5 protein-coding genes are annotated in these 2425 nt (G+C 72.0%); 1 reads left to right on the plus strand and 4 read right to left on the minus strand.

Going from position 1 to position 2425, the window contains the following annotated elements; all coding sequences use genetic code 11:
• A partial coding sequence (locus H0U68_RS09795; protein WP_296355041.1) for an isocitrate lyase/phosphoenolpyruvate mutase family protein occupies window positions 1–421 on the plus strand: 421 nt, incomplete at its 5' end.
• Window positions 422–428: 7 nt separating this feature from the next.
• Here H0U68_RS09795 and H0U68_RS09800 read toward each other — a convergent pair.
• The 4 genes from H0U68_RS09800 to H0U68_RS09815 form a co-directional block, all read right to left on the minus strand.
• Window positions 429–662, minus strand: coding sequence for a DUF2798 domain-containing protein (locus H0U68_RS09800; RefSeq protein ID WP_296355043.1), 234 nt, complete (start codon window positions 660–662; stop codon window positions 429–431).
• Window positions 659–904: a hypothetical protein gene (locus H0U68_RS09805; RefSeq protein WP_296355045.1), complete on the minus strand. Its 246-nt coding sequence runs from the start codon at window positions 902–904 to the stop codon at window positions 659–661. The genes H0U68_RS09800 and H0U68_RS09805 overlap by 4 nt, the downstream gene beginning before the upstream one ends.
• Window positions 897–1586 carry a hypothetical protein gene (locus H0U68_RS09810; protein WP_296355047.1) on the minus strand — a complete coding sequence of 230 codons (690 nt, stop codon included), beginning with the start codon at window positions 1584–1586 and terminating at the stop codon, window positions 897–899. Before H0U68_RS09810 ends, H0U68_RS09805 begins: the two co-directional genes overlap by 8 nt.
• Window positions 1587–1662: 76 nt before the next feature.
• The coding region (locus H0U68_RS09815) for an MFS transporter (RefSeq protein WP_296355049.1) at window positions 1663–2425 on the minus strand (763 nt) is incomplete at its 5' end.

Raw genomic sequence — 2425 nt, forward strand, 5'->3', positions numbered from 1 at the left:
CTTCGGCACCGGCGGCGGACAGGAGGCGGCCGACACCCTGGGCGTGCCGCTCATGGCGCAGATCCCGCTGATGCCGGCGCTCCGCGAGGGGGGCGACACCGGCACACCGCTGGTGATCAGCGATCCCGACGCGCCGGCGTCGGAGGCGCTCCTGGAGGCCGCATGCGCCCTGGTGCGCGCGACCAAGTCGAAGATCGGCAGACCGCTGAACCTGATGGCGGTGCCCGGCCTGCCACCGATCCAGGAGCTGGCCGCCGCCGGCATGCGCCGCCTGAGCGTCGGCCCCGCCACCTTCCAGGCCGCGTACGGCGCGGCGCGCGCCCGCGTGCATGCGCTGCTGTCGCAAGGCGCGGTGGATGCGCTGTTCGCGGACGGCGTGTCCTACCCCGACATGCAGCGCATCTGCGCGGCTCGCGGGTAACGCTGCATCAGGGCGCGCGGACCACCGCCCGCGTCAGCCGGCGCACCAGCGGCAGCACGCCCAGCAGCGTGGGAAAGGCCACCACCCACGAGATGCCCCACGCGCCGAGCCACACGCGCAGGAAGTCCGGCGCGGGGCCGATGCCGCGCAGCGTGCTCACCATCGAGATGACGAAGGTCATGATGACCGACAGGAACAGCGGCATCACCAGCCCGGCAAAGCGCGGCGGCAGCTTGGTCATGGCGGCGGCAGGTAGCACGGCTGCGCGATGCACCGGTCGTACTCGCGCCGCAGCGCCGGGTCCATGAGCACTTGGCGCGCCGCGGCCAGCGTGCCGGGCGTGCGCCCGTTCAGCCAGGCCAGCGCGCGCCCCAGCCGGCCGCGCGGCAGGCCGGCCAGCGCGTCCTGGTAGGCGGCCTCGATCTGCGCCGATGTCGCGGCGCGGTCCACGCCCAGCAGTCCGTAGAAGCTGTACTCAAACATCGCCGTGCGGCTTGAAGGATCCGCCGGCGATGGCGCGCGCGCGTTCGAGCACCCAGCCGGCGTCCTTGCGCAGCAGGTGCCGCATGTGGAACACGCCCGGCCCCGCCAGCCCGTCGGCCTTGTCGAAGTGGCGCGTCTCCTCGGCCGGCAGGTAGTTGTCCAGCGCGTCGTTGATGCCGATGCTGGTCGGGCGCGTCTGCAGCGACACGCGCTCGATCGGCAGCAGCCGGAAAAACATCTCGATCGACGCGCCGGCCAGCACCGCCGCGATGTTCGAGCCGCGCCCCGCCAGCACCCGCCGGTCCACGCCACCCAGGGCCTGGCGCACCAGTTCGCGGTGGGTGTGCATGTAGGTGTGGAAGTGCGGGAAGTTCTCGGTGGGGCTGTAGCGGTTGACGTTGGTGTAGCCCATCACCACGCCGTTGAGCGTCAGCGTGAAGAGCACGCAGGGCTGGTGCACGCCGGGCTGGCGGATGAACCCCATGAACCGCCTGCGCGCGTCGTCCGGGCCGCCCAGCCGCTCGCGGTCGATGCGCAGCAGGTTCTTGATGCGCTCGCCGCTGAAGTGCCAGTACTTGACGTACGCCTCGGCGTCCTCGGGCAGCGCATCGCGCACGCCGACGCAGCCAAAGCGCATCGCGATGCTGTTGCCCGGCACGCTGCGGTCGATGCGCAATTCCATCGGGAAGCTCCTCCTTGCCGGCGCATGCGCAACCGGTCATCAGAGGTTAGCCAGCGGGCCGCCCGCCGTAAATTCATCAGATCTGACGAGTGGCGGCGCGCGGCGACCGGCCGGGGAACACCGACAGCAGCGCGATCGCCGTCACGGCCACCGCGGCCAGCATCAGCCCCTGGGCGCCGGCGTGCACCATCACCCCGGCGCCCAGCGCGCTGCCGATGGCCGTGCCGAGATTGGCGGCCGAATTGTTCAGCGACAGCACCAGCGTGCGGTGCTGCGGGGCCATGGCCAGCAGCCTGCTTTGCTGCAGCGGGAACAGCGCCCAGCCGCAGCAGGCCATGACGAGATAGCCGCCCAGCTGCACCGCCGGCACGGCGGGGAACAGGCTCATGCACGCCAGATTCACAAGCGCCACCCCCAGGCAGACCGGCAACGCGCGCCCGGGGCCGTAGGCGTCCGCCACGCGCCCGCCGAGAAAACTGCCGGCGATGCCGCCCAGCCCGAAACTCACCAGCAGCGCCTGCGCCATGCCGAAGCCGAAGCCGCCGAACATCGCGGTGGTGAACAGGTAGACCGTGTTGGACCCCATCCAGATGAAGATGCTGGGCAGCAGGGCGGCCAGCACGCGCGCGTCGGCCAGCGGCGCCAGGCGTTCGCGCAGGCTGCTCACGGTGTTGATCGACACCGGCGGCAGCGGCGTGAAGCGCAGCACCACCGCCGCCAGGCCGATCAGCACGGCGTCAAGCCCGAAGGCCGCGCGCCAGCCGAAGCGGCTGGCCACCTCGGCGCCGACCGGCACGCCGACCAGCTGCGCGCTGACCAGCGCGGCCGACATGATGGCC

Origin of the sequence: Ramlibacter sp. (assembly GCF_013697775.1) — a bacterium.
GTDB lineage: Bacteria > Pseudomonadota > Gammaproteobacteria > Burkholderiales > Burkholderiaceae_C > Ramlibacter.